General features: G+C 46.2%; 26 protein-coding genes and 1 tRNA gene. 14 read left to right on the top strand and 13 right to left on the bottom strand.

What is annotated here, in order from left to right; all coding sequences use genetic code 11:
* Positions 1-61: 61 nt before the first annotated feature.
* Positions 62-133 (bottom strand) — tRNA-Ala (locus tag VNM22_01970).
* A gap of 419 nt (positions 134-552) precedes the next feature.
* Here VNM22_01970 and mtnA point away from each other — a divergent pair.
* The 9 genes from mtnA to VNM22_01925 all read left to right on the top strand — a co-directional run bounded on the left by mtnA (position 553) and on the right by VNM22_01925 (position 10275).
* Positions 553-1587: an S-methyl-5-thioribose-1-phosphate isomerase gene (mtnA, locus tag VNM22_01965; GenBank protein HWP45903.1), complete on the top strand. Its 1035-nt coding sequence runs from the start codon at positions 553-555 to the stop codon at positions 1585-1587.
* A gap of 97 nt (positions 1588-1684) precedes the next feature.
* Positions 1685-2329, top strand: a complete 645-nt coding sequence (locus VNM22_01960) for a hypothetical protein (GenBank protein ID HWP45902.1) — start codon at positions 1685-1687, stop codon at positions 2327-2329.
* 39 nt (positions 2330-2368) lie between these two features.
* On the top strand, positions 2369-3289 hold the full coding sequence (locus VNM22_01955) for an MBL fold metallo-hydrolase (GenBank protein HWP45901.1): 921 nt from the start codon (positions 2369-2371) through the stop codon (positions 3287-3289).
* Positions 3290-4408: 1119 nt separating this feature from the next.
* A complete protein-coding gene (locus tag VNM22_01950) occupies positions 4409-5377 on the top strand; it encodes a MoxR family ATPase (GenBank protein ID HWP45900.1) in 969 nt (322 codons plus the stop codon).
* Between the two features lie 52 nt (positions 5378-5429).
* Complete coding sequence (locus VNM22_01945; protein HWP45899.1) at positions 5430-6308, top strand: DUF58 domain-containing protein; 879 nt, start codon at positions 5430-5432, stop codon at positions 6306-6308.
* 14 nt (positions 6309-6322) lie between these two features.
* Positions 6323-7543, top strand: a complete 1221-nt coding sequence (locus tag VNM22_01940; GenBank protein HWP45898.1) for a hypothetical protein — start codon at positions 6323-6325, stop codon at positions 7541-7543.
* 3 nt (positions 7544-7546) lie between these two features.
* Positions 7547-8467 carry a VWA domain-containing protein gene (locus VNM22_01935; protein ID HWP45897.1) on the top strand — a complete coding sequence of 307 codons (921 nt, stop codon included), beginning with the start codon at positions 7547-7549 and terminating at the stop codon, positions 8465-8467.
* Positions 8468-8551: 84 nt separating this feature from the next.
* Positions 8552-9124, top strand: coding sequence for a tetratricopeptide repeat protein (locus tag VNM22_01930; GenBank protein ID HWP45896.1), 573 nt, complete (start codon positions 8552-8554; stop codon positions 9122-9124).
* A 164-nt stretch (positions 9125-9288) separates the two neighbouring features.
* A complete protein-coding gene (locus VNM22_01925) occupies positions 9289-10275 on the top strand; it encodes a VWA domain-containing protein (protein ID HWP45895.1) in 987 nt (328 codons plus the stop codon).
* A gap of 478 nt (positions 10276-10753) precedes the next feature.
* Here the strand turns inward: VNM22_01925 and VNM22_01920 are convergent, their stop codons facing one another.
* A complete protein-coding gene (locus VNM22_01920) occupies positions 10754-10987 on the bottom strand; it encodes a hypothetical protein (protein HWP45894.1) in 234 nt (77 codons plus the stop codon).
* Between the two features lie 61 nt (positions 10988-11048).
* On the bottom strand, positions 11049-11285 hold the full coding sequence (locus VNM22_01915) for a hypothetical protein (GenBank protein ID HWP45893.1): 237 nt from the start codon (positions 11283-11285) through the stop codon (positions 11049-11051).
* 484 nt (positions 11286-11769) lie between these two features.
* Between VNM22_01915 and VNM22_01910 the strand changes: the two genes are divergently transcribed.
* The 5 genes from VNM22_01910 (at position 11770) to VNM22_01890 (ending at position 16882) form a co-directional block, all read left to right on the top strand.
* A complete protein-coding gene (locus tag VNM22_01910) occupies positions 11770-12663 on the top strand; it encodes an NAD(P)-dependent oxidoreductase (protein ID HWP45892.1) in 894 nt (297 codons plus the stop codon).
* A 173-nt stretch (positions 12664-12836) separates the two neighbouring features.
* A complete protein-coding gene (locus tag VNM22_01905; GenBank protein HWP45891.1) occupies positions 12837-14651 on the top strand; it encodes a PQQ-binding-like beta-propeller repeat protein in 1815 nt (604 codons plus the stop codon).
* A gap of 57 nt (positions 14652-14708) precedes the next feature.
* On the top strand, positions 14709-15143 hold the full coding sequence (locus VNM22_01900; GenBank protein ID HWP45890.1) for a universal stress protein: 435 nt from the start codon (positions 14709-14711) through the stop codon (positions 15141-15143).
* A gap of 152 nt (positions 15144-15295) precedes the next feature.
* Positions 15296-15853 (top strand): peptidylprolyl isomerase, encoded by a 558-nt coding sequence (locus tag VNM22_01895; GenBank protein ID HWP45889.1) that lies wholly within the window; start codon positions 15296-15298, stop codon positions 15851-15853.
* Between the two features lie 15 nt (positions 15854-15868).
* A complete protein-coding gene (locus tag VNM22_01890) occupies positions 15869-16882 on the top strand; it encodes a hypothetical protein (GenBank protein ID HWP45888.1) in 1014 nt (337 codons plus the stop codon).
* 287 nt (positions 16883-17169) lie between these two features.
* On the opposite strand, the gene VNM22_01885 is transcribed toward VNM22_01890, so the two are convergent.
* The 10 genes from VNM22_01885 to VNM22_01840 form a co-directional block, all read right to left on the bottom strand.
* Complete coding sequence (locus VNM22_01885) at positions 17170-17505, bottom strand: BON domain-containing protein (protein HWP45887.1); 336 nt, start codon at positions 17503-17505, stop codon at positions 17170-17172.
* A gap of 16 nt (positions 17506-17521) precedes the next feature.
* Positions 17522-18544 carry an SMP-30/gluconolactonase/LRE family protein gene (locus tag VNM22_01880; protein ID HWP45886.1) on the bottom strand — a complete coding sequence of 341 codons (1023 nt, stop codon included), beginning with the start codon at positions 18542-18544 and terminating at the stop codon, positions 17522-17524.
* A gap of 17 nt (positions 18545-18561) precedes the next feature.
* Positions 18562-19743 (bottom strand): hypothetical protein, encoded by a 1182-nt coding sequence (locus VNM22_01875; GenBank protein HWP45885.1) that lies wholly within the window; start codon positions 19741-19743, stop codon positions 18562-18564.
* A 230-nt stretch (positions 19744-19973) separates the two neighbouring features.
* Positions 19974-21005 carry an MBL fold metallo-hydrolase gene (locus tag VNM22_01870; GenBank protein HWP45884.1) on the bottom strand — a complete coding sequence of 344 codons (1032 nt, stop codon included), beginning with the start codon at positions 21003-21005 and terminating at the stop codon, positions 19974-19976.
* A gap of 264 nt (positions 21006-21269) precedes the next feature.
* Positions 21270-21854, bottom strand: a complete 585-nt coding sequence (locus tag VNM22_01865) for a hypothetical protein (GenBank protein ID HWP45883.1) — start codon at positions 21852-21854, stop codon at positions 21270-21272.
* Between the two features lie 184 nt (positions 21855-22038).
* Entirely contained in the window at positions 22039-22494 is a 456-nt protein-coding gene (locus VNM22_01860) for a VOC family protein (GenBank protein ID HWP45882.1), read from the bottom strand.
* A 304-nt stretch (positions 22495-22798) separates the two neighbouring features.
* On the bottom strand, positions 22799-23167 hold the full coding sequence (locus VNM22_01855) for a carboxymuconolactone decarboxylase family protein (GenBank protein HWP45881.1): 369 nt from the start codon (positions 23165-23167) through the stop codon (positions 22799-22801).
* A gap of 168 nt (positions 23168-23335) precedes the next feature.
* Entirely contained in the window at positions 23336-24166 is an 831-nt protein-coding gene (locus tag VNM22_01850; GenBank protein HWP45880.1) for a hypothetical protein, read from the bottom strand.
* A 47-nt stretch (positions 24167-24213) separates the two neighbouring features.
* Complete coding sequence (locus VNM22_01845) at positions 24214-25305, bottom strand: cobalamin-independent methionine synthase II family protein (GenBank protein HWP45879.1); 1092 nt, start codon at positions 25303-25305, stop codon at positions 24214-24216.
* A 153-nt stretch (positions 25306-25458) separates the two neighbouring features.
* Positions 25459-26694, bottom strand: coding sequence for an aldo/keto reductase (locus VNM22_01840; protein ID HWP45878.1), 1236 nt, complete (start codon positions 26692-26694; stop codon positions 25459-25461).
* Between the last annotated feature and the right edge of the window lie 40 nt (positions 26695-26734).

Raw genomic sequence — 26734 nt, 5'->3', positions numbered from 1 at the left:
GGTTCTCCAGATGGACTCAGACCCCTCTGTTTTGAGAGGGACTGAGTATTAGAGGACAAAATGGACCCAGGGGGATTTGAACCCCCGACCCCTGCGTTGCGAACGCAGTGCTCTCCCACTGAGCTATGAGCCCACATCACCATGGTATGATACTGTTTTTTTCTTTCCCTGTCAAGGAGGATTTTAATTGACATATCCGTATCCATTTAGTAGGTGGAAAAAGAAACACCTCCCTGGCCCCCCCTCCAGGGGGGACTGACGTGAGGTTGCTGCCGCTGAAGTCCCCCCTGGAGGGGGGGCCAGGGAGGTGTTCAGATAGAAAAAGTGACACCTACTAAATGGTTACAGTTACTTAATTGACTTTGAAGGTTCCAGAGGAGAAAAGTTCCATAAGAGCAACCTGTTCAGGGAATTCGCCCCTCTCTAAAGAGGCCACCTCGCCGGGGCTAAAAGATCCACGAAATCATTAAAAAGTTGACAGATTTTCTCTTAATGGGATATTCTATTAACCATCTCAAAGAGGCTTGATAACTTAACACAAAGGAGTTTCCCATGATTCAAACCATTGAATGGATTAACAACAAAGTGGTCATGATTGATCAGACACGACTTCCCATGGAGGAAGTTTATCGAGAGTACGATAATTATAAAGATGTGGCTCAGGCCATTAAAAATATGGTCATTCGCGGTGCCCCTGCCATTGGAGTAGCCGCTGCTATGGGTATTGCCCTGGGGGCCCAGAGTATTTCGGCAGATTCTTACGAAGAATTTTCAATTAAAATGAAAGAAATCCTGGAGGAAATGGCCAAAACACGTCCCACGGCTGTGAATTTATTCTGGGCCATTGAAGAAATGCGTCGATGTGCAGAAGCTCACCGGCATTTACCTGTTCCACAACTCAAAGAAGTATTAAAAAATAGAGCCCTTCAGATACGGGATGAGGATATCCAGATCAACAAAATCCTGGGTAAGTATGGCGCGCAATTGATTAAATCCGGGGATACCATCTTGACCCATTGTAATGCCGGAGCCCTAGCAACGGCAGGATACGGAACAGCCCTGGGGGTCATTCGGTCAGCCCATGAAGAGGGAAAACAGATTCATGTTTTCGTAGATGAGACCAGACCTTTTCTCCAGGGATCTCGATTAACCGCCTGGGAGCTTGCCAAGGAGAATATTCCGCTTACCCTTATCACGGATAACATGGCCGGCTATTTCATGCGGAAAGGAAAAATTAATCTCATTATCGTGGGGGCCGACCGGATTGCTGCAAATGGAGATGTTGCCAATAAAATTGGTACCTACAGTCTGGCAGTCCTGGCCAAAGAACATGGGATTCCATTCTATGTGGCAGCTCCGATTTCTACCCTAGACTTATCCATTGGCTCCGGAGATCAAATCCCCATTGAAGAGAGGAATCCCCAAGAAGTGACCCAGATTGCCGGTAAACAGATCGCGCCAGAAGCTATCCAGGTAGCCAATCCGGCCTTCGATGTAACTCCCCACGAGTATATTACCGCCATCATTACTGAAAAAGGGATCGCCTGGCCGCCGTATGAAGAAAGTTTGGCTAAATTGGCCCGATAAAAGGCTAAGATGATTTGGGATTTATCTCAAGATCGAAATTTTTTGGCTATCTTCCCCTTTCAGCCTTCAATTTTTTAAGTTAAAGGAGAATACGGATATGACGTTACGGACCCATAATTGGAAAAAGTACCTGGTAAGAATGGTATGGGTTATAGGAATCTTGCAGGTCATAAATCCTGCCTTTTCCTCTCTGAGGCATACTCCCAGTAAAGGAGAGAAAGTTTTCCTTAACCTGCAGGTTATTGCTGTTGCAGAGGATGCCAGGGCTATTGCAGCCTTCAATGCCGTTGTCGATGTCTTCGCCCATCCACGCTGTAAAAACTGTCATGCTGCAGGAGAAGGACCCACTCAAGGCGATGAGGGACGTCCCCACGATATGAAGGTTGTTCGTGGTGCAACGGGTCGAGGTGCAGGGGGTGCCAGGTGCAATAACTGCCATCAGCTCACCAATGGAGTTGGGGAAAAGGCTGCACCGGGCTCTCCCGATTGGCGGATGCCACCCCCGGAGACTCCCATGATCTTCGCAAATAAAACCCCTAAGGAGATCTGTAATCAGATTAAGGATCCGGCTCAGAATGGAAATAAAACGCTGGAAGACCTTATTCGACATGTTAAAGAAGACCCTCGGATTCAATGGTCCTGGAATCCAGGTGGCAAGCGTACACCTGCACCCCGAACCCTTCAGGAGTTTATAGATAAAATAACCGAGTGGATAAACCAGGGTGCCGCCTGCCCGGATTAGAGGTAAAGGTTCGGCCATCCGAGATAGCTTAAAAGTTTTATGAATAGAAAATACCTTGTCCGTAGACTTCTGATATTTCCCATCCTGTTAACCGGGATAATTTCTTTCAATCCCACCGTCCATGGGGGTTTCAAACCTCGGGTTCATAGATTTGCCGATGAAACCCGGGTCTTTGTAAATGCCTATCTGGTAGAAACTGAAAAAGGTATTGTGGCCATAGACGCGACCTTAACGGTTTCCGATGGCAAAGCCTTAAGGGCAAATCTGGAATTTTTGAGAAAGCCACTTCTGGCCGTCCTCCTTACCCATGGCCATCCAGACCATTGCAATGGTTTGGCTGAGTTGATAGGTACAGATGGCGTGCCCGTAATCTCAACGGTAGGAGTCGATAAGGCCATGAAAGCCTATTATGATGCTGCAGGAGAAGAGCGAGGACGTGCCATGCTTGGAGAGGAATGGCCGAAAAAAAGGGTTTTCCCTTCTAAAACTTTAAAGGATGGAGAATCCGTGACCTTTGGAGGCGTTACTTTCACCGTCCATGATTTAGGTCCAGGAGAGTCTCATAGCGATTCTTACTGGATGATAGAAGGAGAGGAAAGAATCGCTTTTATCGGAGATGTGGTAATGAACAAAGTCCATGCTTATCTTGCCGACGGTCACAGTACCCAATGGTTAAAAAATATCCATCGGCTCCAAACAGAACTCAAAGATGTCCAGAGGATTTATCCCGGTCATGGTGAGCCAGGTTCCCTGGAAATGCTGGATTGGCAAAAATCGTACCTCGAGACCTATCGAGAAGCAGTAAAGTCTCTGGCCAAGGGACAGCCTGAGTTAACAGATGACGCCAAGCAGAAGCTTGTAGCTAAAATGGAAGAGTTCTTACCCGATAAAAAGGGAGAACTTTTCATCGCCCAGGGTGCAGATGCGGTTGCCGCAGAACTTGCCAGGGAGCAAAAATAAAAAGAGTCATTTTATACCCCTCTAGATTAAATCGTCGTAATTTTTGAGCTTATCTAGATAAATGGATCATTTGAATTTATTTTAGAGTTATTTTAAAGTAAAATAAACCTCTCCAAATTTAAAACCCTAAAATCTAGGACTTTCTATAAGTCAAAATCATCGGGTTTAGTGTTCCTAGCAGAATCCAGGAGCTTGGAATGTTTCAAATTGAAACCATATCCTTCCCGGTGACGTCTGTGGACCACTGCTGACAAGGAGCCTCAGATTTGTAGTGCAGAAAGTGGGGTTATTTTGTAATCCATCCCTTTCAAAATGGCTTAAAAATAAGGCAGAACCTTAAGCCCCAGGTTTATAGGTGCAGGAAAGGAAGCTATTTTTGTAATCCTTACCCCTCAAAATTGCCTAAAAATAGAGCAAAACTTTTCCCGGCTTCAAAATGGGTTTTGGGTTCTTTTCCCGTCTGGCTATTAATTCCACAATAAGGATTCAATTTTAGATCCTGGAATGAAACCTGTTTCTTACGGGTTTGTAAAGGGCAGCATAGGTGCTGCACGATAAGTTTTAGATAATTCATAGGAAGGCCCAGGGTCTTGGAATACCTGACTTTCCGACTATGGGGCGACCCCTGGGAGTCTGGGGGGTTTTCTCTATCTAGGAAATTCCGGAGAGTTAGTTTAACCTTTCTTTGCCAAAATGTCTAATATCAATCGGCGTTGAAAAAAATATAAATGATAGGAAGTAGCCCCATCCTGGCTATCCCCACCGGGAGGGAAGCAGGTAACCTCTTCATAAGGGTTAGTATAAGCCGTCTAAAAACTAGATCATAGATGCCAGCTTTTTATTCTCCCGAGGCTCTTCTCTGTGTATGGTAAATGGGGACATCAGATCTTTTCAAGATTTACCTTTGGATTTGGTATCTGCTTTGCATATAAAGTTGCAGGGAACTAAAACAGAAATTGAACAGGAAGAGAATGCGAGAAAAATAGAAGTTAGAATAGCTTATTGAATCCTACCTCTCCCACTTACCGATCGGTTAAGGCTCCATCTCGACTTTCCCTGACTTTAGATATTTCTATCTCTTTCTCGCCCTTCGATTAAGATTTAAAAAGGATGGCGTTTATGAAAGATGAATTGGAAAAGGTTCATCAGGTTGTTAATGAAATCGAGAAAATAATCATTGGGCAGACTTCCCTCATCTGGAAAGTTTTAACCGCACTTCTGGCCGATGGGCATGTGCTATTAGAAGGAGTACCCGGACTGGCTAAAACCTTACTGGTAGCCACTTTGGGAAAAACTATTGGGGGTGCGTTTCAGCGTATCCAGATGGTTCCGGACATGATGCCCAGTGATATTGTGGGTACCTATATCTATACAGACGGCAAGTTTGAAGTCGAAAAAGGCCCCATCATATCGGCTAATCTGATTTTAGTGGATGAGATTAATCGAGCGGCTGCCAAAACTCAGGCAGCTCTTCTCCAGGCCATGCAGGAACGTCAGGTGACCATTATGGGGAAAGAGACTTTTCAACTTCCAGATCCCTTTATGGTCCTGGCAACTCAAAATCCTATCGAGCACGAGGGTACCTATCCTTTACCGGAGGCTCAATTGGATAGGTTCCTTTTAAAGCTTCTCGTGAACTATCCTTCTAGAGAAGATGAGATCCACATGTTGGAAAATACCCTTTTAGACCGCCGGGATCGTTTAGCAGAGATTCAACAGGTCTTCTCCCCGGAGGAGGTTGTCCGCTTACGGGAGAAGATCAAAGCAGAGGTAAAGGTCGAAGAATATGCCCATCGATATATGGTGGATTTGTGTCGTGCGACTCGAAATCCCGTGGAATATAAGCTGGACAAAATAGAAGGGAAAATAAGAATTGGGGTCTCACCCAGAGGAATCCTGGGTTTGCGAGATGTGGCTCGCGTACAAGCTTTTCTGGAAGGACGGAAATTTGTCTATCCAGAAGATGTTCAGCGTACTGCCAAGGATGTGCTCCGTCATCGTATGATCTTAACCTACTCGGCTGAAATGGAAGGAGTTACACCAGATGAGATCCTGGATCATGTTTTAAGTAAGATTCCTGTCCCCTAAGGATCAGGGAAGCCATCTCTCTTATGAAAACTCCCTACGAGAGGTAAGTTCTATGGAAGAAATTCTGAAAAAAGTCTCGAAAATCGATTATTATATCAACTGGTATACTACGCAAGTATGTCCGGGTTCCTGGTTCAGTGTGTACAAAGGAGGGGGTTTGGAGTTTGATAAGATCAGCCGATATGATTTGGGTGAGAATCCTCGATGGATTAACTGGGCAGCAACGGCTCGAATCGGAGGTCAACACATTTTAAAAAACACGTATATCGAGGAACGTGAACTCTATCTAATCTTAGTGGTTGACCTGAGTAAGTCGATGGAGTTTGGATCAGAAAGAGTTTCCAAGCGAAGATTAGCGGCTGAAATTGCGGCGACTTTGGCTTATTCTGCCTGGCGTGTAGGTGACCCCATCGGACTCATCGGCTATACGGTGAAAATAGAAATTCATTTAAAACCTCAGCGCCAAAAAGCTTACAATTTTTTGATTCCACAACATGTTCTATCTTTTAAAACTCAACATGGTACCCAAGGAAAGGTTTCCAGTGTATTTGAAAGCTTGCCTGCAAAACGTGCCTTGGTATTCTGGTTGTCTGATTTCCTGGAAGAGTTGGCCGAAATAAAAAAGGCTTTAAAAGTTATGGGTTCACGCCACGATGTAATTCCTCTGGTCCTCCATGACCCCCGTGAACGTGAACTTCCACAGTATCGGGGAGGACTTCGGTTGAGGGATTTAGAAACGGGTATGGAAAGAATGCTATGGTTCACAAAGAAAAATAGGGCAACTTTTCAAGCAGAAGCCAAGAAACGAGAAGAAGATTTAAATTCACTTTTTAAACAGTTAAACTTGGATTACCTTTGGATCGATCCTAAAACGGATTATCTGTTAGAAATAACCAAGTTGTTTCTCTCCAGGCGGAGGAAAAGATCATAACGGAGAAGAAGATCATGAGAAAGACTACTTTAGGTATTTTACTTCTATCTTTAGGGGTAACGACGTTATTACCGTCCTCTCAGATTCTATTTCCTTTGGCCCTGGGTTTCCCTCATAAGCTTACACAAAATCAGTTAGGTCCCTCAGATCCTTCGGATACAGTTCTTCCTAAGGAATCAGAATCTAAAGCTGAAGATTCAAAGTTCCCTATTTATCCTTATTTTCAAATGAAACGGAATTTTGGTTATCATATTGGAGACGAGATACCCCTAACGTTGGTTATCGAGGCTAAGAAGGATGTAGTTTTGGATTTGGTAAATTTACCCCATAAGGGAGAAGTCCATGGATCCTTTGAGGTTCGTAATCTAGAAGTTCATACCGAGGAAGTCCGGGATACGAAAATCTATCGAATTAATTTTAACTTACAGACTTTTAAGCCGATACTGGCCGTGGATACCCTGGAGTTTCCCCCTTTAGATATCCTCTATGCAACCCCAGATGGCGTGAATGCTCTATCAGGGGAATATCAATATAAGAACGTTATCTCTATGCCCTACTCCATTTCCTTCTCTCGTACGGCCACCTATTTTAGTCACATGAAGGGTATTAAGGGGGTGATGAGTGAAGAACATTCTCCTCTAGCCTGGGGGGGTATTCTGCTGGGAGCTCTTTTATGGGTCGGTACTCTCTCGACCTGGACCTGGAAATGGTATGCGATACGAGCAGGAAAAGTTCGGTTGCAGAAAAAACTTTCCCTGGAAGAAAGAACGCTTCAAACGATTACCGAAGCCTGGGAACAATATGTAATTAATGGCGGAAGGGTGGAGGATCTTTTGTCTAAAACAAGTTTAGCTTTCCGAACCTACCTGGGAGAAGTGTATGATATTCCCGTCATTACAAAAACCTTTCTCCAGTTAAAGGAAGCTCTACAAGGAAAACCTTATCAAAGCGAGATTTTAGAGGTTCTTGGAAAATGTCATGCAGTACTTTATGAAGGATATATCCCGGGGAAGCGAGAGCAAGAAGAGACCATTAAACAAGTGAAAGAATTAATTAAACAGATATCCACTGTTTCTAAAACCAGGAATCTCGGGGTTCCTCCACAAACTCAGGATAAAGCATCGGAGCAGAAAGATGTGGAAAATCGGAAAGAAAGAAAGGTAGTTGCGATTTCAACCTTTATTCGTTCAAGGAAAAAACCTAAGTCGCCACTGCCATCCGTGTCCACCAGATAAATTATGACCTTAACTCATTTAACATTGGCAGACCCTTACCTGCTTTTGGTTGCTCTTCTAATTCCCTTACTCTTTCTGGTAAAGCGAAAAACTTTTATAGGGTATTCTAACTTAAATCTGTTAAAAAAAACGCTGGGATCTAACTTTTGGGTAAAGCTGCCGACGGTTTTATTCCTCCTTGCCATCGCTTTCTTACTTGTAGCCCTGGCTCGACCGCAAAAGCACCAGTACGAAGAGTTTAAACAACTGGAAGCCCGAGATATCATTTTGGTTATGGATCTCTCCTATAGTATGGAAATGGGTTTAGATGGAGAAAGCCGAAAGAGAAAGATCGATATTGCACGGGAAGCAGCCCGGGAGTTTGTGAAAAAACAGGAAGGAAGTCGCATTGCTTTGATTGTCTTTGGAGATGAGGCTTATGGGAGTTGGCCTTTGACGACAGATCTCCATATCATCGATGAAAAACTCCAAGACATCGGGAACCGTTTCCACGGTGGAACTAATTTTGAAAAACCCTTCAAAACGGCTTTTCAACACTTTGAACAGTTGGGTCAATCTCAAAGTAAAGTCCTTATTTTCTTATCCGATGGAGATGCTCCCATTCCTCCTCAAGCTAAAGCAGAGATCGTTCAAAACCTTATCCACCAAGGGATTCGTTTTTACTTGATGGGAATTCAATTAACGAACGCACGGGATATGTTGGATATTGTCAAAAACGTTGGTGGAAAATTTATCAATATTCAAAAGGAAGCCGAGTTCAGTCAGGGTTTTGATGAAATCAATCGGTTAGAACAATCTGCTATCACGGTGGAAAAAACGGAGATTAAATCTGTTGAGTTTTATGCCGTGTTTACCCTGGTGGGTTTCATTTTACTCCTCTTGGCTGAGATCCTTGGAAATACCCTTATGATGGAGTTTCCTTAATCTTAATTAAGTGATAAGCTATGGGGGATGAGTCCTTGACTTCCTTTGCTTCTCATCCCCCATCGGTCATCATAGAGATATTCTATGTCAGGTGGAAAAAAACGAGCTTTACAAATTATCCTATTCGTTGGGGGGTGGGTATTGTTTATTTCTGGGATTTACTACAAATTCGGCTATCTGGATCTAATTAAAAAAGGCAATCAGGCTACCCAGGAGAATCGTTTTGATAATCAAGATTATGAAAAGGCTGAAAAGAACTTATTTGCCTCGAAGGATATCCTTCATTACAACCTGGGAGTTCGAGCTTATAAAGCTGATAACCTCAAACGTGCTTCAGATTATTTTCGCCAGGTTATCCAGGAAAGCAACTCCGATGATTTGAAAGCTAAAGCCTATTACAATTTGGGTAACATTTTAACAGTCATGGAACAACCCAAAGAGGCGGCTGCCATGTATCAGGCTGCTTTGCGACTGGATCCTTCTGATTGGGAGACAAAATATAATCTGGAACGATTATACGTTTTTAATCCCAAAGCCTTTGGAGAGGGAAATCAAGAGGCTTCTATGCAGCAGGAACCTAATGAAGAAGCTAACAGTGCCCAGGACCCGTCTAAAGGAAAAGGCTGGGGAACCGGTCCTAATCCAAGGGGAATTTAACTTAACGGTCCCTTGTCTGTTATCCAGGGTTTATATTCCGCTGGAAGAGCTACCTTACCTTTCCTCACCTCCTTGTTCCCCTTCTCCCCAGTTGGGGAAAGGGAAGAGGAGGTAAGGAAAGCAAAGGGGTGAGGAACAGCCAACAGACAACGGACAATGGACGAATGATACAATTTCTTTATCCGCAAGCTTTCTGGGGGTTTGGACTCCTCCTGATTCTGATAGGAGTTCTAGGAATAGGTTATTATCGGAGGCGCTCTTTATTAAGAACCTTTGGTCAGGAGAACCTCATTAGACAAACCTCCCGCCTTTCGCAAAATTGGGACCAGTGGATTCAAGGGGGTTTGTTGATGGGAGCTGTAATCGCCTTGATTATCACCCTGGCCCGACCTGTCTGGCCGGGAGGTTCGATTAAACTCCGGGAAGGGTCCCTGGATGTAGTTGCTGTCCTGGATGTATCGCGAAGCATGGCGGCAGAGGATTATGGAGATGAGGTCTCTCGATTACAAAAAGCGAAGGATATGCTTATGGGACTTTTCCCTGATCTGGTAGGTAACCGGGTGGGATTGGTGACCTTCGCGCGAGAGGGTTTTGTTCAGTCTAATCTGACCGATGATCTCGTGGCTCTTAAATTTGTTTTGCAAAACTGGGTAAAAATTGAATCGGCCCCGGGGGGAGGATCAAACATCCTGTTGGCCCTTTCAGAAGCCTATAATCTCTTCAAAGAAGAAGATCGAAGCAAATTAATTCTTCTTTTTTCCGACGGAGGGGATGTAGCCCTCCCAGATCTTTTACCAATCCAGGAAAAGCTTTCTTCAAAAAAGATTAAAGTCATTGCCATAGGTTTGGGAAATCTGAAAGGTTCTAAAATTCCTGTCTACGGAAAGGATGGAAAATTTGAGGATTGGTACCGAATCAATAATGAATTAATTTTAACCCGTTTAAATGAATCTCCGTTAAGGGAGCTGGCTGCTAAAACCGATGGAAAATATCTCCGGGTTATTTCAGGTAAGGAACTCCAGGGACTTTTGAAGCATGTCGAGCTTGTGGGAGAGAAATCTGTGGTCCATGAAAAGGAGTTCTTCCAGATTCCCCTGGGTTTAGCGCTCTTACTCCTTTTTATCAGGAAATCTTCTTTCCTTACAGCTTAACTCCCATCCGCCTCACCCTGCCCCCTTCCCCCCGTCCACGGGGGGGAGGGGGCAGGTAGGTTCTTTTCTCGCCTAACTCCCTCACTCCCTACGCACCAGGATAAGAAGGTTAGCCCCGGCGGGGCAACCTGTTTAACAGGACAGGATTAGGGGGCTTGAAAAAATTCCGAATTTCTGAACCCCCCGACTTGCGCCAGGGTTATAGATGGTTCACCCCTGGCGGGGCTTTTTACCCTTATGCTGGCGCCCATGCCCTTCGCTCCCCCTCTCCTGAAACTTCAGGAGAAGGGGATGAGATAGGCCAGGGCCTTTTCCCCTGGAACCCACTTAAACCCCAGCTTAGTCTTTGAAACTGCCCTTACGTAGGTTATAGGATATTCCCAAAACGATCGGTTAATGGGGATTCCAAAATCAGAGGACAAAATGGCATTTCACTCTACTTTCAGGCAGGTTCAAAAAAGGGGGTTTAAGATAGTTGTTAAACACGATCCTGCACTTCACTGACTCCTTCTTTGTTGGCACAATGGGCGCAGCAGTAAAATGAGCCATCCGCTTCTACTCCATGCCCGACAATCTTACAACCACAGTGATTGCAAACCGGAGCAAGGGCATGAATCGCACATTCAAAGCTATCGAATGTGTGGGAGTTACCGGCCATGATGACCTCAAAGGCCTTGTCGTAATCATTACCACAGACTTCGCATCTCGCCATCTTCCTTCCTCCTTCCATTGTTTATTTTTTAGACATTGGGTCTTGTCTCTGGATTGCTTGCTTAACGAGACTTGCTTTGATTTATTCTCTGCCTGAGTAATTCCTTAGCTCGATCTGCGCGCTGTCGATCTTGCTGTTGTATCTCCCTAAAGAATTGAGCAAGTTCGTTATCTCCAGTCTGTTCGGCATCTTCGATGTATTGCAGATAGGTTTCGGCACCTTGTAGGATATGATAAAGTACACTTATTAAGTCATAGAGTTCATCCCGGGTTCCGGTACCATGTTCTTTTCCCATCATAGGCTTCTCCTTTTTTCAGGGGTTTCTGACTCTGAAAGACCTATATGATTTACTTTCTACTTAATCTAAGACATATCTATATAAAGTCAATATAATTATCTTATATTAAGTAATTTTAAGATAAAAAATCGTATTTACTAAGATCATTCACCCGGCTGCTTCGGTCCCTTTGGTTAAATTCTCGGATCAGGCATTTCAATAACCTCCATTCGGTTTTCTAGAACACCAATTCCTTCGGCTTCCATTCGAATGACATCTCCGACTTTTAGCCAGGGATAGCGAACCGGTTCAATTTCGTTCCCGAAAGTTGCTATCGCCGCTGACTTAAAAACCTTATTTTCTCGAAAGACCCATTTTAAAATGGGTCTTTTTTTTTAAAATTTTCTTTCAAAAAGTTTTATTGACTTATCCAGGCCCCTATGTTAATTTTCTTACTTATCATAACCTGCTGTTGGTTGTCCCGGAGGGAGAATACCGGATAAGTATGAAAGAAAAAATCGGCTTTATAGGCCTTGGAACCATGGGAAAACCCATGGCTAAAAATCTCCTTAAAGCCGGATATACTTTAACGGTTTTTAATCGGTCCGCCTTCAAAACTGCTGAACTTAAAGAATTGGGAGCCGTTGTAGCCGAATCTCCCAGGGAGGTTGGAAGTCGCTCTCAGGTTACCATCCTCATGGTTTCAGACACCCCTGAAGTAGAAGAAATCCTGATGGGGAAAGACGGCCTGTTGGCTGGAGTTCAATCCGGTTCTGTTATCATCGTCATGAGTACAATTCTACCTTCTGCAGTCAGGCAGCTTGCACAGGTGATAAAAACTTACGGGTGTGAGATGCTAGATGCTCCGGTCCTGGGAAGCCGGCGGGCGGCCGTAAACGCAACTTTAACTATTGTAGTAGGGGGGGAGAAGGTTGTTTATGAGCGGTGCCATGGAATTTTCCAGGTGTTGGGGCGACAGGTTTTTTACATGGGTCCTCAGGGCATGGGACTTTACACAAAGCTCTGTAATAACTTGATCAGTGGGGTCGTTATGCAGGCTGTTTCCGAAGCCCTGTTGTTTGGCCAAAAAGCCGGACTAAATCTTCAAGAATTGATCAAAGTTATCCTCCAGGGTGGAGATCGAACCTTGACAATGGAGGCAAAGGGACCTTCCTTACTGGCAAGAAACTTCGATACCCATTTTCCCCTCAAGCATATGTATAAGGATCTCTGGCTCATTTCGACTGCTGCCGGTGAGTTGGGGCTTGCACTACCGGTTACGACCTTAGTAAGAGAACTCTTTGGGGTCGCCAAAGTTGCAGGATTAGGAGAAAAAGATTTTTCTGGCGTGCTTACGGTCGTGGAAAAACTTGCAGGAACCCGATTGAAGAAAGGATAAGGGAAATATTGGGATTCCTCACCACGAGGAGGTGGAAAATGTGGCTATGGGATTGTAAGGAGGGCTAAAGATGATACTCTAACTCTCTCCTCCAGGAAGAGGGAAGGGGAATCCAGGAAACGTTTTTCAAAGTCTACGGGGAATTTAGAATTCCAAAGAATAGGAGGTTAAGGATGCAGAGATGGAGCTATGGAATCATGATCCTGATTATAGGGATAAGTTTATTTCTGTCCAAAGGTTTGAAGGCCGAAGAAGTAACCGATGCCCATCTACTTAATGCGCAACAGGACAAAGCGAACTGGCTTCTGTATGGTCACGATTATACCAATCAGCGGTATAGTCCTCTGGATCAGATCCGGACAGATAATGTTCAGAATTTAGTCCTCAAATGGATTTATCAAACGGGAAAAATAGGCTCTTTTCAGACGAATCCTCTGGTTGTAGATGGAATTATGTATGTGACGACTCCTTACAATCATGTGGTGGCTTTGGATGCCAGGACCGGCAAACAACTCTGGCGTTATGAGCACAAGCTTCGAACCGAGAAGTTTTGCTGTGGGCCGGCTAATCGAGGTGCTGCGGTAGCGTATGGAAAAGTCTACATGGCAACCCTGGATGCCCGACTGGTTGCTTTGGATCAAAAAACCGGCAGGTTGATATGGGATGTAGAGATTGCCGAAGATCCAGAAGCCGGGAAGGTCGAGTCGATGGAGCCCCTGACAGGTGTCAAAGAATTGCAAGGGGGGACCGTTACCGGGGCTTCAGGGTATAGTGCCAACATGGCTCCCCTCGTTTATAAAGGGAAAGTTATTGTCGGAACCACAGGAGCCGGGTATGGTCTTCACCTGGAATTTAAGGAAGGTGGGAAGCAGGTTCTGTCGGTAGTAGGCCTCTCCGGTGGGGGTAAAGGATTACGGGGTTTTCTAGTAGCTTATGATGCTCAAACCGGAAAAGAGATCTGGAGATGGTATACCGTTCCTGAGAAAGGCTGGGAAGGGGAATGGCGTACCCATACTCCCGATGGGGAAGACCTCCATCGGAATATCGAAGCGGAAAAAGAGGCCTTTAAAAAGTATCCAAATACCTGGAAATTGGGAGGTGGTTCCCTGTGGATGACGCCCGTTCCAGACCCGGAGTTAAACTTAATTTATTTTGGAACCGGAAACCCATCCCCTCAAATGGACGACTCCACCCGCCCGGGAGATAATCTCTATACCGTAAGTCTCGTGGCTTTGGATGCAGAGACCGGGCAACTCAAATGGTACTATCAACAAGTCCCCCATGATCGCTGGGCTTACGATGTAGCCAGTCCTCCGGTATTGTTTGACGTAATAATCAACGGACAAAAAATCAAAGCCGTCGGGCAGGCCAGCAAAACAGGCTGGTTCTATGTCCATGATCGACAAACCGGAAAGCTTCTCCTCCGATCAGAGCCCTTTGTACCTCAAGAAAATCTGTTTGCCAGACCTACCCCAGAAGGAGTCCGTATTGCCCCGGCCGGAGGAGGGGGGTCCAACTGGTCTCCCGTAGCTTATAGCCCCCAAACAGGCGCTGTTTATATTTCAGGTCTCCACCGACCTGCCTTATATGTTTCCCGGACTTTGACTCCAGAACCCGATAAACCCTGGCAAAGTTATACCTTTATCAAGTCTACCCAGGAAGAAACCTGGGGGACTTTCACAGCCATTGATACTTCTACCGGAAAGATTCTATGGCAAAAAAAGATGGAACTGCCCATGATAGGGGGTGCTCTGGCTACCGCAGGGGGTCTAGTATTTACCGGTGAGGGGAACGGCTACTTTGATGCTTTTGATGCCAAAACCGGAGAGATCCTTTGGCGATTTCAAGCCGGTGCCGGCGTAAATGCACCGCCCATCTCTTATGAAGTGGATGGAACTCAGTATATCGCAGTTGCGGCAGGAGGAAACTCTATTTTTGGATATCCCTTAGGAGATGATATTTTAGTTTTTGCCCTCTCAGAAAAGTAAAACGTAAGGCGTAGAACGTGCCCCCATTACGTTTTCCGTTTTCCGTTTTACAAAAGTATGAAATCGATTGAAAAAATTTTATTGGCAACAGATTTTTCTAAAAACTCCGAGCAGGCCCTGGATTATGCCCTTGTTTTTGCCGAGAAATTCCCTGCTAAGCTTTATATCCTTCATGTTGTTCACGACCTGAAGGGGTACACAGGGTTTTATGTTACTAAAACTCCCCTGGCCCAACTTCAGAAGGAATTGGAAGAAGAAGGAAAAGCCCAACTCGAAAAGCTTTGTAGAGAAAAGCTTAAAAATTTTAGTAACTATGAGGCCGTAATTGTTACCGGAAGCCCTTCTGGGGAAATTATTCGGATAGCCCGTGAAAAGGCCGTAGATCTTATTGTTCTTGGGGCCCATAGCATTGAAAAACCAGAGCATCGTTTTTTAGGCAGCACTGTGGAGAAGGTAACCCGCCAGGCACCTTGTCCGGTGTTGATTGTCTAAGATACCACCGATAATGACGATTAAAGTCGTTGATCATTCATAGCGGAGGTGGATAAGTAACAACGATTTTAATTGTTCATTTTATTTTCCGTAAAATGCAAAATTTTTGGTTGATTGTTTGTATGACTCTAACTTTATGGGGAGGTACTGTAGTGAATATACAAGGTCAAGATTATAGCTTAGAAGGTTTAAAACCTGGAACTTATGCGGTTTTTATGACGAATCATGGGACGATCATTTGTCAGCTTTTTGAAAAGGAAGCTCCTGAAACGGTTGCTAATTTTATTGGCTTAGCGGAGGGAACCAAAGAATGGGTAGACCTTAAAACAGGTGAAAAGGTCAAACGACCGTTTTATGATGGAACTATCTTTCATCGGGTTATTCCTGACTTTATGATTCAGGGAGGAGACCCCACAGGAACCGGTAGAGGGGGACCTGGTTATCGATTTAAAGATGAAATCGTTAAAGAGCTGGCCTTTGATAGGCCGGGTAGATTGGCCATGGCCAATGCCGGGCCTAACACCAATGGATCCCAATTTTTTATTACCCATAAGGAAACCCCTTGGCTCAACGGTCGGCATACCATTTTTGGTCAGGTCATTAAAGGGCAAGAGGTAGTTAACGAGATTGGAAATGTAAAAAAAGGACCCGGAGATAAACCAGTAGAAGATGTAGTACTTAAGAGGTTAATTATTGAGAGAATCAAATAGTTGAGGTTTGGAAAGATGAGTCAAGCGCTACTTTACTTAGTGTCCAGTTTCTGGCTGGGAGCCGTACATGCGGCAACCCCGGGCCATGGAAAAACCATTTCCGCAGCCTACATTGTAGGTGCAAGGGGTCGTCCCGTGGATGCCTTCATTCTCGGTATCTTTGTTACGCTATCCCATACCAGTGGTATTGTACTGGTGGCCGTTCTGGCCTCACTGGGTCTACCCGGGCTCATACCCCAGCGTGTAGAAGCTTACCTTGCTTTATTTACCGGGATTCTGGTAATTGTTATGGGGTTCTGGATGTTACTGGCCCAGCGTAACTTGTGGTCCCTGTCTTTATCCGGCTCCTCCCATGATCACGATCATGGCCCTTCAGGTGATCACATTCATGATCCCAATCATAACCATAACCATGAGCCCCATGCTTCCCATATCCCTGCTCATATGCATCAGCACGACCATGATCATGACCACTCTGGTGACCATGATCCCCATGAGCATGAACATTCGATTCCCCATCTCTCTCTACCTACCCAGGAGCAACATCCTGATCATGCCCCTAATCAGGATTCTTCATCGGTTCATCATCACGGACATGGACACGAACTCAGAACAGATTACCCCTATGAACCTGGGGAGGAGGTAAGTTTTCATAGTCATGGTTGGGGTATTCGCCATACCCATCGACTCGACGTTATTACTCAAAATCGACCCAGCTTGATGGTTCTTCTCGGATTGAGCATCGCAGGTGGGCTATTGCCGGACCCTGCGGCCCTGGCAATTCTGCTTTCGGCCCTGGCCAGTGGCAAAGTAATCCTCGGTTTAGGTACCGTTCTTGTCTTTAGTCTGGGATTCGCGACGACCCTGGTCGTTGTAGGGGTACTGGCAGCCAAGGTAGGGGAGACCGTATTAAACTGGCTCAGTGGACCTTGGGTGGTGAGGGTTCAGATGGCTACAGCGCTGCTCATTGTGGTTGTAGGGATTGTCCTGACCGCTAAAGCCTGGAGTACCGTAAGCGGGTTGATGTAGTAAGTTGATGTAGTAAGAGGAATATCCCTTCTTAACGGAATTCTCACATGAATGGTTCTCCTTTGATATTGGATAAATTCAGGACCCATCTACCGAAAGGGCACAGCATCAGGGGGGGTGGCATTCTTATAACCCTTTAACATCGAAATTTAGTATTAGTAAGGACCATCCTTGTGACTGCCCCTACCCCCCCCTGGCTACCCTTACGGCCCTGTTTAAGGGCGATCCCATCAGGGTCGTCGTCCTCCCTATACCTTCTACAACATCTTTCTACTTTATGGGATCCTTCATCTCCCTCCCTGGGGTCCCTCTTCAATCCGAATATTTTCCGTAACCCCTTTGACCCCTTCCACAGTTTTTATAAGTTCGATCACTTTAGCTTTGGTGTATAGATCTTGGACTACACCTTCTACGTGGACAATACCCCGTTGGGTTGTTGCCGTTAAATAATCCTGAGGAGGCGCCCGGAGCGGGACCTCTTCTAGTTTTTCTAAAACTTTCTTTGTGATTATCCTGTCTTCATTAATCTGCTGGGGTGTGCGGACTGGTACACCACAACTTAATCCAAAAACTAACATTCCCAAGATCAAAATCGTTTTAGGGAGATGATTTTGAAGTCTCATGGGTTAGATCAATAACTTAGTCGACTCTGGCTTGATCGGCAGGAAGCATCCCGAGCCATCCACTGATATCGGTATACCATACATTACCGGCGGCATCGACGGCGAGGTTGTAAGGGCGAGCATCCCGGCGAGGAAGACGGAATTCCTTGAGAACTCCATTGTGTAAGCGAACCAGGCTATGTCTACGCAGCATACCGAACCAGACGGATCCGTCGGGTGCTATGGCCAGGCCGGTAATTGCGGACCTCTCGTTACCAGGAGCCTGAAACTCGGTGAACTGGCCGTTGGCGTAGCGTCCGATTTTACTTGTACGGAACTCCGTGAACCAGACGACTCCCGTTGCGTCTACCGCAATTTCGGTCGGAGTACTACCTCGGGTGGGGACTTCGATTTCGGTCATTTTACCATCTGGCGAGATCCTTACCAACTTGTTGGCACTTTGGAGAGTAGCCCACACAGTGCCCTGTGCATCCACTGCAACCCCATAGGGGTCTCCTCGAGCAGACTCAAGCTGGTATCGTGTGAACTGGCCATCCTTAAGCCGTGTGATACTATAAGAAGTTGGCTCGGCAAACCAGACAGCTCCATCAGGAGCAACAGCGAGTTTACCTAATCTGGCGATGGGCGTTGAGAGGGAAAAAGAGGTGAGTTTGCCCGACTGGGAGATATTTGAAATGGCTCGCGCCGGAACATCGGTAAACCATGCCGAACCATCGGCAGCAACACCTAATCCTACGGGGACTAAGTTCTGGGAACCCTTGGGAAGTCGCTCGATTTTTCCATTACGAAAGAGTCCAATGGCATCTGAGAACTCAATGGTAAACCATACAGCACCATTGGGGGCTACGGCGATAGCCGTCGGAATATCTGTCGAGCGTAACATGGGGTATTCGATGAATCCGGGGTTAGAGAATAACCCAAGACGCCAGATGAGGATTCCCGCTCCCAGTAAGAGCGCAATGGAAGCCGCAATAGCCCAGGTTAGCAGAGATCGGGCGCGGCGTACAAATTGATAAGGTAGGGAAACCCGCTCATTCATGATAAAGTCTCCTTGATTTAGGATCGAGATAGGGTCGTGTTGACCGCACTTCGAGAACGTGCAAGCCAGCGGACCAAGATAATTCCAAGGATCGTCAGAAGAATCAAGAAGGCAGCACCACCCATCAAACTCACAGGATCGGCACGACTGAGTAATGATCCTCCTTCCATGGCCGTTCTTCTTAATTCACTGTAGGGAGTCAGGGCATATCCGGCATAAAGGGTTGCAGAATGGTTTGGGTCTCGTACCAGGGGTCCTGCTTCGAGATGGATGGGGAGATTACCTTCCATGAGATTCCAGTTATTTCCGCCGTCGGTACTTCGGAACAGACCCCGATGGGTTGTCAGCACAATAATGGTTCCACCTTCAGCAACGGCAATCCCATGGATGGAAGTATTGGCTTCTGGCAGTGGCCGTCCAATGGGCCGCCAATTCTCACCCAGATCCTCACTTGTGAATACCTGATCGGCTGCCGCAGCCCATAATTGATCGGATTCTGCAGGATCCTGTGAGAAAGCCTGTACACGACCCACAGGGAGTCCGGTATCCCGAGGTTGCCAGTTATACCTCCCATCTGGGCTCATCCAGATTCGCCCTCCTGCGATGACATAAACGGTTTCTTCAGAATTCTTAACCCCTGATTCGGGGTTTGTTCGATGGATGAGGAGGCCGGTTACCGGTCCTTGAGGAAGGCCCTTACCTGCATCTAACCAAGATCGACCCCGGTCCTCGCTTCGCCATAATCCACCGGGTCCTGCTACGTAAATTCTCCCGGTAACAGATCCTGGTGTGATAGCATAAGCCGGTATGGCACCCTTTGGAGTCGAGGTTTTATGCCATTGATTACCATCTTCGGTTACATAAATTCCCAAATTGGTTGAAGCAAAGGCGCGTTGCCCATCAGAATCAAAGGCTATGGCATAAACACCTCCGAACAATACCGTCGGGGCTTCTTGAACCCAATCACGTCCTCCATTGCGTGAGCGTAATAATTGAGTGCTTGTTGCAAGCAAGAGATGATTTGCATCGGTTGGGCTGATAGCCACGCCGAGGGCGTCGGTTAGAAAAAGTCCTGTATTTGCAGGGAACCAGGTCGCCCCGTTATCCCGGGATCGAAATAGACCCCCATAGGCACTTGGATCATGGGCATCCGCTTCAGAAAATCCCAGTATACCCATCAGCAAAGAGATGAAAGGCAATATTAGTTTGTAATTGAATGAATAAAGCGTCCTTATCCCTGCAGCGAAGCAATCTCTGAACATACAGATTGCTTCGTCACTTAGCTCCTTGCAATGATATCTTACTTTATGAAAAGCAAGTCGGTATAAGATAACCATCACTCCTAAATAGGGAACTTAGAGAAGGTAAAAAAACACGAGGAGTCCGGTTTTGCCGGACTCCTCGCAATATTTGATCATCCCTGCTGGCTTTACTTCTTGGGTTTACGGGATGGTTCTCCAGGAGCCAGGGTGATTTCGGCCATACGAGAACCATTAGGACCGACCCATGAATCCTTGGTAAGCGGGTATTTATCAGTATAAGAGAGGGGTTCGTGGGCCGCTACACAGTTATCATAACCGCCGGTGATCTTGTAACATTTCTCATAGGCCAGAAACTGTTGAACGGTATCGGTCTGTTGAGGGTTGGCAATCATCCAGTCGCGGATACCCTCCCAGGAGGAGTAAGCATCACTACCAAACATGAGCTGTCCTCTGGCCGTATTCACTTGCAGGAGTTGAGAACCTGCCGTATGGGCACGATGGGCCGGATGAATAATCAGACCGGGGGCAATCTCCATCATCCCATCCACAATGACTGCTTTCCCTTTTAAGACCTTACCATAAATCTGATCCAGGGTTAGCGGAGGATAACCGCAGGCGGGTGTACGCATACATCCACCGGGATCGGTATTCACTGCCCTGATTTTGGGATGTCCGGGATAGTTAAGGGCCCACTCGATCCCCCGTAACTCTTCTTTCTGTACATAAAGGACAGCATTGGGGAAATCATCGATTTGACCGGCATGATCCCAGTGACCATGGCCGATGACGATCTTCGTTACATCCTCAGGTTTAATCCCCAGCAGTTTTAACTGTTCTGGAAGCGGTGCCCAATGATCACTTCCGGTCATCTTTAGATATTCCTGTTGTTTCCATCCCGTATCATAGAGAACTATGTCCTTACCTCCCTTAATAACACCCACATTGACCGGAAGATCCACCGTATTAATACTGTTCATGGGATTCTTACTATCCGGAACAAAGGCACGATCAGGCATAAAGGCCCCAAAGGGTACTTTCATGAAACGGCTACTTTCAACCAGCCAAACCGAGTAGACTATGGGTGCTTCCTTTTCTTCGGCTCCAAACGCCACGGGACCAAAGGTGGTAGCTACCATAGCCAACCCGAACATCACCAGTAATACAAACCACCCTGCGCTTGTTACCTGCCTCTTTTGCATGTTTTCCTCCTGGGATAACCCTTACCTATGAATTTGTAATATCCAAGTCTGACATTACAAATCTACGGGTAGGGAGGTTGATCATAGGGTTTTAACGGCTTTTAAAAAGAAGAGGAAAGATCCCTAACTCTCCTCTTCATGGGGTCTCTCAGAGAGACACCATCCTTTAAAAGTTTATGACTTCCCACCCCTCCAGAGGGAAGATATACAAAAAGTCTATTCCTGAATGCCGCTGAAGGGTTATTTATCCTTCTTTCTGGATAATTAGTTCGGCTTATACTCTCCGGGCCACAATTCACTACTCACTTTGAGCAGAATGGTTGCTGCCTGCTCACTTTGCGCCTGGGCGGCAATTAAATGCTCGTCACGACCGTCATCGAGTACTTTGGTCATTTCTGTAATAGAATCCTGATAAAGCTTCACGGCCCTCACATAGTTCCAGTGAATCTTTTCCATGGATACCGGGGGTTCTATCTGGCGAAGCCGAAAAGCCGCCTTTTCAAAATTCTCGGCGACCGGTTTAAGCCTAGATTTCAGGGTATTTCGATCGATTTCCCCTAGCTTGTAGTAAAGACCGGCAAATGTCATACTGACCGCACTGAGTTTTACATCACTATGAATAGGCCATAATGCCGAAACATACGCTTCTTCTGCCTCAGTAAAGGCTGGTCGCAAAGGCTCGATCATGGTTCCCACACTATTTGTCGTAGTAACATTTATCTCACGCAGTGCAGCAAAGGTTACCAAGCCGATGAGTCCGAACATAACCAAACCCGTTAAGAGTACTTTTGCATTCGGTAAACGCGTTATCCAGGTTTGGTAAGGTACTTTTATGTTGGAATCCATCACAGACTTTACTCCTTTGAAAAAGGTTGAAAGAGGTTGGTCAAACAGAGGACTGTTATAGACCCACTAACCAATCCTGACTACATCAAAGTTGGGTCCTTTGTCAAGCTCAAAATAAAAATTTTTGAAAAATTTTTTATACCATAAAAATCTCCGGAGTGGCCTTTTTTCGGTTATTTATCCATCTTTAGATGGCCATAGAGGGAGGTCTTTGAAACAACTCTAAAGTAATCCCATCGGGATCCCGGAAATAAACCGCATACCCCCCTTTACTTTTACCGCTGGAGAGGCGGATAGGTTCTGATTTAAAACGTACCCCCTTTGCTTTCAATTCCTGATAGGCTTTCTTTATATCAGGAACTACAAAGCAGATATGAGCACTCCCCACATTGCAGGTTGTGGTATCTAAAACCTTTCCCTGAGGAGCCAGGTACTGAATGAGCTCTATGGTTTGATATTCACCTGCCTTCAAATGAGCGATAAGAAGATGAGCGCCGGGAAGGGCTGTGATCGTTTCGGCTTCTGTACCTGTTAGCTCTTTTTCCATCACAATAGGAAAACCCAAAATACCCTGATAAAAATCGATAGAGCGTTTCAGATTGCTAACTGTAAAGCTGGTGTGATGAATACCCGTTATTTCCATGGCTTTTTATTCTCCTTTCATCAAACTCTACTTTTGTTGAATGGAACCTGAGGCAGGAACGGAACCATTATACAAAACTTCAAAATTATAGATCGAGTTGGAGGTGCGAAAAAATAGATTTAACCTTTTTCCCGTTAAGGGCCTCCTTAAAGGGTCCTCCTCAACTTGTTATACCAGACCCAGATAGAAATATCATATCATATAACCTGTAATCTACAAGGTGATCATCCAGGATCGTCCTTAAACAAGACAGCCCCACTGGATCCCCCTACCGTTTAAGGGATATTTCAACGTAGAAATGGTATTATTCCCGGGGTGGAAAAATTTTGTTGATGACTTCGGCCGCCAGGTTAAACGCGGGGAGACCGCGAAACAAAAAGACCAGTCCTGCAACATCGTGTAATTCCTCACGGGTCGCTCCGGCGCGTACGGCAGCACGTGCGTGATATTCGGAAGCAGGGGAAATCTGGGATAGTAACACGGCAAACAGGATCAATTGGGCCGTCTTAATATCCATTGACTTTGGGTACATGGCACGTGCACGAAGCTCTTCTACCTGATCCAGAAGGTCCGGATCCACTTCAAGACCCAGGGCGATCCGATGCTGAATCCGTGGGGGTACAAAACCGATGAGATCCTCATAACGCTTTTCATATTGTTCTTTCTTTGACATGTTTTCTTTCACAGCTATAGGGGTTCAGGTTCAGGGGTATTGAGAGTTAGAGGGTAATTTCCCTGAATCGGGACATCGCCCTATCTGTAGAACAAATCGGAGGTTCCTCCGGTTGAGATGGCATTTTACCTTATTTGTTACTTACCTTAAAGTCAACACCCTGGACGATTAAATGGGATATACGGCAATATTTGCATTACCGCTACCGGATGATGGAGCATAGTCACCGTATTTTCGACCGGTTAGTTTAACGCCTTCCTGAGCGAGTGCCTCTAAAGTCCCCAGCATCGTGGCGAGGACACGACCCCCCATCTCGGCAACGGCATCACGGCTGTACTCAGGGAACCAGGCCAGTAATTGGGAAATATGACCCTGTTGCATTAAATCCATAAAGCGGTGGTCCATCTCGATCCGCTCAGGGGTAGGCCATAAATGGGGTCCCCGCACGATTTTATGGGATAAAGCGCAACTTGCGATAAATATAATGCGTCGACCGGTTTCTTTGCCGATTGCGTGGATAAGCTGTCCGACACGTAAGCATTCCCCATGATCTGCAGAAAGGCAGGTAGGAATTTCCACAACGGGTATCGTCGCCTCCGGGTCGAGGTAGAGGAGGGGTACCAAGGCCCCATAATCCCATTCGTAATGGGGCGATTCATTACGAAAACAAGGGATGCCGGCGCGTTGCAGAGTCTCCACAAAGACCCTGGCAAATTCCGGGTCTCCTTTACGTCTATAAGGAATTCCGGGAATCAGATCCGGTGCCTCCTCAGCTACACAGATCCCTTCATGGGGATTCTGACAGGTTGCGTACCAGTTAAAGCTGGAAACCCAGTGTGCCGAGTTGATAACAAACAAATCCGGTTGCAAAGCCCGCAACGCGGCGCCCATTTCCTTAGAACCCATGACCAAACCCCGTTGAAATTCTGGGGTTTTTTCCTCAAAGGCCATTCTGGGGGTATGCGACGCTACAGCACTTGCAATAACTCCTCCGGTCATTTTTATCTCCTTTCAGGTTTGAAAAATCTTATGAACAGATCCTTCTTTCAGGATTCGCCCCATACTTCCCGAGCAGTTTCGGCCACAAGGCGTAACTTGGCTTCCTGATCTGCAGGTGTGAGGAGATTCCCCTCCAGGGTTGAGGCAAATCCACACTGGGTACTCAAGGCTAACCTCTCCAGGGGGATGAAAGCCTGGGCTTCCCGAATGCGTCGTTTCAACTCTTCTTTGCTTTCAAGTTCGGCTTTCTTGGTGGTCACCAATCCAAGAACGACGGTTCTGTCCTCAGGAACATATTGTAACGGCTCGAAGCCTCCTGAACGTGCATCGTCATATTCCAGCAGAAAGCGTTGAAAGTGGGTATGACGGAAAACTTTGGTGATCGGTCCATAATCCCCCCGGCTGTGGAACTTGCTCCGGTAGTTCCCTCGACAGATATGTAATGCGAAGAGAATCCCGGGATGGTTACCGATCACGGCATTATCCATTTCAATACACCGATCAAGAAGACGATCCGGGTCGTTACCTCGCTGCCGATATCCTTCACGGTGTTGAGGATCCACCAAGGCGGCATATTGCGGACTATCGATCTGGATATAGGTACAACCCAGACGGATCAATTCAGCTACTTCTTCACGCAGGATATCCACCAGGTCGGATAAATAAGCATCGATGGTAGCATAGGCTCCCCTCGATTTCTCGGGCTCGTAATAGGCTGCCGCCTGTTGAGCGCTGATTAATGTAGCCTTAGCAGGGCGGTCGGTACGAGCCCGAAGATAGGTAAATTCTTCGGCACACAGGTGGCGCCGTCTCCGCAAGCGGGAGACCACCACAGGTCGTTTAAAAACCAGTTCCGTCCCTTGCTCATCTCGAAAAGGGATAGCCCAGCCACCAAATTTATCAAACCCTTCCACCGCATCGATAAGATGACCGAAGAAAGCATATCGTCGCATCTCCCCATCACTGATTACATCCACCCCTGCACGAATTTGGAGAGCAACGGCTTCGTCAACGGCCCGGTCCTCAATTCGCTTGAACGCTGCATCACTGAGGGCTCCCGACTCATAGCGTTCCCGAGCTTCTTTCAGATAGTCCGGACGCAACAGGCTACCGACCACATCACTTCGATAGGTATTCATGGCCCATCTCCTTTAATTTAGGTGACTTCTAAAAAACAATTTTTTCTACCTCTTCTAGAACTGTTCCATATCTCAGAGTTTACAGAAAGTCAACGGAAAAATCAGAAACGTCCACGGGTCAGGCCATTTCCAATTGAAGAAGAAGAACTTAAATTAACCGGCCAGCAAGGACCTGGCTTTACTTAATCGAGCGGCAATATCGATCTTTTGGGGGCAAACCGCACTGGCTTTTTTCAAGTCTTCGATGTCAAAGTTTCTGGCCTCCAAAGGAAGGGCCTGATAGAGTTCCCGGGCACGGGCTTGTTTACCGTAACATTCATAATACATCAAATACCTCAAGGAGTCGGCAATGGCTATCTTTCCATTTACAGCCGATTCACAAAGATGAGAACATCCATTACAGGCATAGCTGGCTGTAAGTGCTGCCAGCCGATTCAATTGATGCATTTCTTCTGCTTTGATGGTTTTTTGAGACTTGGCGGCTGCAATGTTCTCACGGGCAATTTTAACACTATCCATCTCGGAAATAATAGACGCTATCCGTGTATCCGCCCAAACAGATTTTAGCTTGGCCTGACCTAAGGTAAAGTTCTGGGAACGAAATTCCACAACCTTTTCAATATCCCCTGGAACCGATGCCATGGTTTTCATAGCCAGCAGGCCGATGCCGGCTTTACTACAGGCATCTATGGCCAGGTTTAACTCCCGATCTCCGTACTGTCGAAAATTATAGCGGAAAAGAATGGCATCAATTCCACCGACCTCTGCAGCTTTATTCAAGAGTTTCACAACATCTCCGCCATGACAGGAAAAGCCAAAAAACCTGGTTTTTCCAGACTTACGTAACCTGTCTCCTGCTTCGATAAAAGCTTTATCTAACATACCGATATCATCAATTCCGTGCATGAGATACAAATCCAGATAATCGGTTTGCAATTCGGCCAGGCATTTATCGATATCGGCGATAAGACCTTCAGGAGTTCGATTTCCTGATTTTGAAGTAATCCAGACTTTTTTTCGATCTCCGATTTGCTTAATAAAGTTGGCAATAGCTCGATGGGAAGCTCCCCAGCCATAGGAAAGAGCCGTATCCAGATAGGTTACTCCTTCTTTAAAGCAAAGATGCATGACTTTGTCATAAACGGGATCCAGGCTTTGAGAAGTTCCCAATCCCAAAATGGGAATTTTGACCCCGGTTTTACCCAACTCCCGGACAGGCATGGCCGGTGATTCGGCAGGTTGTTCGGCTGTTGCTGTCTCGGTGGAGGATTCCGCCGTTTTAGAGGGTTTGTTTGCCGTTTCTGAGCAAGAACTGGTGGTAAGGATCCCGGCTGCGGTCAGAGTGACAGTTTTAAGAAAACCTCGACGTCCGATATTTTTTTCTTCCATGGCAAATATCCTCTGGGACACGGGAACTTTGGGACACGGA

This window comes from Candidatus Limnocylindrales bacterium (assembly GCA_035559535.1).
In the GTDB taxonomy this organism is placed as follows: domain Bacteria; phylum Moduliflexota; class Moduliflexia; order Moduliflexales; family JAUQPW01; genus JAUQPW01.
The sequence above is the reverse complement of the archived record's forward strand: the minus strand, read 5'-3'. Positions and strand labels throughout refer to the sequence as shown.